Origin of the sequence: Hyphomonas sp., from assembly GCF_037969335.1 — a bacterium.
In the GTDB taxonomy this organism is placed as follows: domain Bacteria; phylum Pseudomonadota; class Alphaproteobacteria; order Caulobacterales; family Hyphomonadaceae; genus Hyphomonas.
Window position 1 is genome coordinate 1 of the sequence record NZ_JBBKXE010000185.1, and the last position, 6460, is coordinate 6460.

The following is a 6460-nucleotide window of genomic DNA, read 5'->3' on the forward strand; positions in this document are numbered from 1 at the left end:
GAAGAAAACCAGGATGACGCAATTTCCAACTGAGCATTCGGATCAAATATAAGAAAGGCCGGAGCATCGCTGCTCCGGCCTTTTTTTGTCTTGCGTTGGCCTTGGCCTATTCGCCGCGGGCGCGGGCCCACCAGCCTTTGCGCTTCGTGCCGGCATCTTCGGTCTTGGCCGGTTCAGGCTTCGGCTCGGGTTTCGGCTTCGGCGCGGCGGCTGCCATGGCCGGTTCCTTGGCCGGTTCGGCTTTCGCCGACTCCGGTTCAGGCGCGGCGGCGGTAACAGGCTCGGCGTCTGGCGCGGCCTTGGCTTCCACCGGTGCATCCGCATCCGCATCCGTTTTTGGCTTAGGCTAGGCGCGTGAGCGCCGGGCGCGTTTCGGCTTCTCGGGGGCGGCCTCTGCGTCGGCACCTGCCGCCTCAGGTTCAGCCGTTTCAGCCGGTTCGCTGGCCGTCACGTCCGGCGCCGGCGCAGGCTCGGCCTTGGCTTCGCTTGGCGCTTCGGCGTCCAGCATTTCCGGTGCACTGGCCGACAGGCCGTCAAGATAGGCGCCGCCATCGGTTGGCGCGTCGCCCTCTGCCCCTTCGGCACGGTCCTCGCCACCCGGCTTGCGCCGACGGCGTCCACCCCGGCGACCCCGGCGGCGGCGCTTGCGCGTGCCGTCCTCGTTTTCGTCGGACTGGGCTTCGGAATTGCCCTTGGCTTCGTCTTCGTCGTCATCCTCGTCGTCGTCCGCATCGCCGCTTGCAGGCGGTGTTCCGGCTTCGACAGGGGTCGCTTCGCCATCAACCACTTCGAGACCGGTGTCCCGGCCATCGCGGCTGCGGCCACGGCCACCCCGGCGGCGGCGGCGCTTGCGCGGCTTGCCCTGGGAATCCTCGGCCTTGTCTTCGGTCTCATCGTCGGTGTCGGCGACGATCTCGTCATCCTCGTCGTCGATATCCTCCTCATCCTCATCGGACACGACCGGCTTGGCGGATTTCGACAGGGACCGTGGCGGCGATTTCTTCTTCGGCTTGGAGCCCGGGTCGCGCTCGGCCTCGATCGTGAAGTCGCCCGGCAACAGGTCTTCCGACGAATGGATCGACACGGCAAAGCCGGCCATCCGTTCGGTCTCGACAAGGGCTTCGCGCTTGTTGTTGAGAATGTAGAGCGCCACGTCTGTCGGCGCCTTGACCGAAATGCTCTTCAGGCCGCCGGTCGAGGCACGTGCCTCGATGGCCCGGATCAGCTGCAGCGCAGCCGACGGGATCGAACGGCGACGTCCGGTGCCGTTGCACACTTCGCACGGATCCGATGTTGCCTGCAGCACGCCCTGGCGGCGACGCTGGCGCGAGATTTCCATCAGGCCGAACTGCGAGATGCGGCCATGCTGGACGCGGGCCCGGTCAACCTTCAGGCAATCCTTCATCTTCTTTTCGACGGCGCGATTGTTCTTGTTCTCGTCCATGTCGATGAAGTCGATCACGACAAGGCCGGCGAGGTCACGCAGGCGCATCTGGCGGCAGGCTTCCTCAGCCGCTTCCAGGTTGGTGCGCACGGCCGTCTGCTCGATATTGCGTTCCTTGGTCGACTTGCCCGAGTTCACGTCAATGGCGACGAGGGCTTCGGTCTGGTTGATCACCAGGTAACCGCCGGATTTCAGCTGCACAGTCGGCGAATAGATCGAATCCAGCTGGTCCTCGATCGCTTCGGACACGAACAGCGGATCATCTTCCTTCCACTGCTGAACCTTTTTCGACTGGCTCGGCATGATCAGCTTGGCGAGGTCTTTCGCTTCACGATAGGCGTCTTCGCCCTGCACCCAGACTTCTTCGATGTCCTTGTCGAACATGTCGCGCATGGCACGGTGCACAAGGCCGCCTTCGGCATTGATCAGCATCGGCGCTTCGGAGGTCAGCGTTTTCTCGACAATGGTTTCCCAGAGTTTCGAGAGATAATCATAGTCACGCCGGATTTCGTTATTGGTGCGCTTGGCGCAAGCCGTCCGCACGATCAGGCCCATGCCGTCCGGCACGTCCAGTTCGCCGACAATGGATTTCAGGCGCTTGCGGTCTGCACCGTTGACGATCTTGCGGGAAATGCCGCCACCGCGCGGCGTATTCGGCATCAGCACGGAATAGCGACCGGCGAGCGACAGGACCGTGGTCAGGGCTGCGCCCTTGTTGCCGCGTTCTTCCTTGACGACCTGCACCAGCAGCACCTGGCGCCGGCGGATGACTTCCTGGATCTTGTAGCGCTTGGAGATCGACGAACGCGGTGATTCCTTGCGGGCAGGGCGCCGGCTGCGGGCCGGCTTGGCCGCCGCTTTGGTTTCGCCGTCTTCCGCTTCATCGTCGCCGTCATCATCGTCATCGGACGAATCATCGTCGTCATCATCGTCGTCATCATCGTCGTCGTGATCGTCGGATTCAGCGTGGACGTGGGCGTCATTGTCGCCCTCGTCGTCATCCTCGTCTTCGATAGCGGCAGCGGCTTCTTCAGCGGCTTCCTTGAGGAGGGCTTCGCGGTCTTCGGCCGGAAGCTGGTAATAATCGGGATGGATTTCGCTGAACGCGAGAAAACCGTGGCGATTGCCGCCATACTCGACGAAAGCCGCCTGCAGCGATGGTTAGACCCGCGTTATCTTTGCGAGGTAGATATTGCCGCGAAGTTGTTCGTTTCCGGTTGTCTCGAAGTCGAAATCATCGACTTGGCCGCCGTTGACGATCGCCACACGAGTTTCTTCCGGGTGGGCGGCATCGATTAGCATGAGTTTGCTCATGGAACATGACCTTATGATCCGGCGCCGCCGCCATGGGCGCAAGGCGCCTCGAGCGAGCGGTCAAGCCGGTCTGTGTTGTTTGGGGGAGGGTGCGGACATGCCTGTTCCACGCGCTGTGAGGCGATAATGGAAAATCGACGATGGCCACGGCACCCGTGCACATATTGCTTTGCTTTCCGGAGCGCGGCGCCCGCTTGCCTTTTCGGTGAAGCGCGATCGCTGACGCGTCATTGGGAAACTTGTTTTGCAGCCCTCTATTATGGCTACTTTCTTGATACTGCCCAATTTCAAGGGGAATTGAAAGCATGAAATTCCGCAGTCCGCAGTTCATTGACACATGTCCGGTCAATGCTGGGTTAATCTAAGGCCTGTTAGGGAGGAGGCTGAATATTCCCGTGTCAGGCGGTATTATTGGTTAATCGGACCCTATGACCCCTTTTCGTCTCCTTTTCCTCGCAGCCACCTGTTTTCTGACGGGTTTTTCTGTGCAGGCAGATATTCGCGATGTCAGGGTCGTGGGCGACGGCGCGCCGACAAGAATCACGGTCTGGAGCGATATTTCGCAGGATGCGCAGGCATTCCTGGCTGAATCAGGTGGCCAACGCAGCCTGATTCTACCCCTTTCCGGTGAATCCGGGGCTCGGGTTGGCACTGGCGCCGGCGGGGTTGATGGTTGGGCCCTGTCGGGCGACCGGCTGAGCTTCTCGCTCGACCGGCCCCTGGTCGTCTCGCGTGTCCTGTCCTTGCCGCCTACCGGCAGCGAACAGGCCTGGCGCATCATTATCGACCTTCAAACCGTCTCGGCGGCCCGGTTTGCCAGCATGGCCAGACGCGACATGCAGCGCCTCGCAAGGGCGGAATCGGATATCCGGAAGTCCACGATGGCCATGGCGGCAGCGGAAATCACACCGTCCGAGCCGTTGCGGCAGCGTGATCGCCGGGGGAATGGGCACCATGTCATCGTCGTTGATGCCGGTCATGGCGGCAAGGATCCGGGCACACAATCCGCCCGCGGCCTGCTGGAACGTGACGTGACGCTGAAAGCGGCGCTCTACCTCAAGGAATTGCTGGAGAAGGACCCGCGCTACACGGTCCGGCTCACTCGTGACAATGACCGGTTTATCGAACTTGAAGACCGCGTGACTCTGGCCCGCAAATGGGGCGCAGATCTCTTCATCTCGCTGCATGCCGATGCCGCCGGCTCACCTGACGTGGCAGGCGCCTCGGTCTATACGATTTCCGAGCGCGGCGAGCGCCGGATCGACCGCGAAGCCGACAAGAATGACTGGAAAATCCCGATCGAGACCGGCGGCTCCAAGGTTGTCGGCAGCATCCTTGAAGACCTGGTCAAACGTGAAACCAAATCCCACTCGGCCGCCTTTGCCGAAGACCTCTTGCCCGAACTCGCCGACGCCGGTCCCGTACTGCGCGGCACCCACCGCAATGCGGGTTTCTATGTGCTGCTGGCGCCGGACGTTCCGGCTGTCCTGCTGGAGATGGGTTTCCTGACCAATTCCGAGGATGCAAGGCGCCTCCAGTCCACGTCGGGGCGGGCCAAATCGATGGAAGCGGTCAAGCGCGGCATCGACAAGTTCTTCGACCGGCAGGAAGTCCTTGTCGCGTCTGACTGAGCCGCGGCTGTGGACAGGCGCTTCGCCCTTGCGGCAGGGCGCGGTTGCTGAAAGATTGCGATAATGAACCTTCTCCGGCCCTTTTCCGCGCTGTCTGCCCTGCTTCTGGCAGGATCCTGCGTTAGCGTGCCATCGCAAGATGCGCTTCGCGACGCCCTGTTCGCGAATGGCCGCCCGGCCGAGGCCAGCGCCTATGGCGATTTCCTCGTCGCGCGCTTTGCCGCCATGACGAATGATCCCGAAACAGCGGCTGAGTATTACGCTGCCGCGATTGATACGGCGCCTGAAAAGTCGGGCATTGCCGAACGCGCGGTCTTTTCCGCCCTGCTCGCCGGCGACTATGAATCTGCGGTTGAACTGGCGCGCCGTGCCAGTGACGTGGGCAGCACCGCGACGCTGGTCCGCCTCACGCTGGGCGTCGATGCGCTTGAGCGTGGCAAGGAAAACGAAGCCGCCAAATATCTCGATGAAACCGAATACGGGCCGTTCAACCGCGTGATTGCAAGGGGCCTGTCAGCCTGGCGGATCGCGGATAGCGACGGTGCCGATGCGGCCGAATCCTATCTCAAGTCGGGCCTGACGGGTGACGCCAATCTCGACAGCTCCACGCTGTACATGATGGGCCTGCTCCAGATGGCTGACAAGCACGATGCAGCCGCGCTCGCCACATTCGACACGCTCTGGGATTCCGGCGCCCGTCTGGCCGTCGGTGTTCATGCCCATGCGCAACTCCTTGTTGCGGCGGGCAAGAAGGCGCGCGCCGTCGACATCCTGCAGGCATTCAACGACGAGATTGGCCAGAATGCTGCCCTCGACCGCCTGCGTGCCGACATCCTGGCCGGTAAGCGCATCCGTCCGGACCGCCTGTCGACGCGGGAGGGCGCTGCGCTAGCCATCTATGTCCCCGCTGCTGCGCTGATGATGCAGACCGATGACGACCTGTCGGGCGTTTATTTCGTGCTCGCGCTCGCCCTCGATCCCGATCTCTATGTTGCCCGCTCGCTCTGGGGCCAGTCGCTCGACAATGCCGGGCGCCGTCAGGAGGCCATCGCTGTCCTCTCGCGCATTCCGGATACGTCTGAATTCTATGCGACGGCACGGGGCCAGATGGCCTGGGCGCTGCGCCGGGAAGAACGCAACCAGGAATCCCTCGCGATTGCGGCTGATGCACTGGCCCATTCGCCTGACCGGGGCCTGAAGATCCAGCTTGCCGACCTCTATCGGTCGCTGGACCGCAATGGTGAGGCCGAGCGCCTGTTGACCGAGATCATCGACGATGATGCCAAGGCGGGCCGGCAGGACTGGCGCATTGTCTATGCGCGCGGCGCAACCCGCGAGCAGACGGGCCGCTGGCCGGAAGCCGAAGCTGATCTCAAGACCGCGCTTGCGCTGCAGCCTGGAAACGCCTCGATCCTCAACTATCTCGGTTATGCCTATATCGACCGGGGCCTCAATTACGAGGCGGCGCTCGACATGATCCGGCGTGCGGTCGAACTGGAGCCCCAGTCCGGCTATATCGTCGATAGTCTTGGCTGGGCGCACTACCGGATGGGGCGCTACGAACTGGCCGCCCGTTTCCTTGAACGCGCCGTGGAACTGTCGCCCGGCGAGGCGCTCCTCAATGACCATCTCGGCGATGCCTATTGGCAGATTGGCCGCAAGATAGAGGCCCGCTTCCAGTGGCAACGTGTCCTGAAGCTCGACCCGAGCAGCGCGGCTCAGGCGCGGATCCAGGCCAAGATGCAGTCCGGGCCCGATATCGCCGTGTTGACGAAAGCCGAACCCGATGAAACGCCGGCGCTCGCCGTTGCCCGGCAGCCCTGACGCACGCTCATGTCCGACACATTGCATATGCTGGCCCCGGCCAAGGTGAACCTGTTCCTGCACGTTGGCCCGCTCAAGCCGAACGGGCGCCATGACCTCGATTCGCTTGTGGTCTTCGCAGGCCCCGAAGCCGCCGACAGGCTAACGGCCCAGCCGTCTGACATCCTCACCCTGTCTGTAACCGGGCCCGGCGCTGCCGAAGCCGGGGCAGGGGCTGATAACCTGGTGCTCAAGGCCGCCCACGCCC

The 6460-nt window shown here is 62.9% G+C and carries 4 protein-coding genes and 1 pseudogene; 3 read left to right on the forward strand and 2 right to left on the reverse strand.

All coding sequences use genetic code 11. The features are described from left to right. Window positions 1–106 precede the first annotated feature (106 nt). Both AADA04_RS13895 and AADA04_RS13900 read right to left on the reverse strand, forming a co-directional pair. Window positions 107–310 (reverse strand): hypothetical protein, encoded by a 204-nt coding sequence (locus AADA04_RS13895; protein WP_340693876.1) that lies wholly within the window; start codon window positions 308–310, stop codon window positions 107–109. 36 nt (window positions 311–346) lie between these two features. Further along, window positions 347–2599, reverse strand: coding sequence for a ribonuclease E/G (locus AADA04_RS13900; RefSeq protein WP_340693879.1), 2253 nt, complete (start codon window positions 2597–2599; stop codon window positions 347–349). A gap of 644 nt (window positions 2600–3243) precedes the next feature. On the opposite strand from AADA04_RS13900, the gene AADA04_RS13905 reads away from it, so the two are divergent. The 3 genes and pseudogenes from AADA04_RS13905 to AADA04_RS13915 form a co-directional block, all read left to right on the forward strand. Continuing rightward, window positions 3244–4389: an N-acetylmuramoyl-L-alanine amidase gene (locus AADA04_RS13905; protein ID WP_340693877.1), complete on the forward strand. Its 1146-nt coding sequence runs from the start codon at window positions 3244–3246 to the stop codon at window positions 4387–4389. A gap of 63 nt (window positions 4390–4452) precedes the next feature. Next, complete coding sequence (locus tag AADA04_RS13910) at window positions 4453–6213, forward strand: tetratricopeptide repeat protein (RefSeq protein WP_340693878.1); 1761 nt, start codon at window positions 4453–4455, stop codon at window positions 6211–6213. Window positions 6214–6222: 9 nt separating this feature from the next. Further along, window positions 6223–6460, forward strand: a pseudogene (locus tag AADA04_RS13915) (hypothetical protein); the annotation flags it as partial.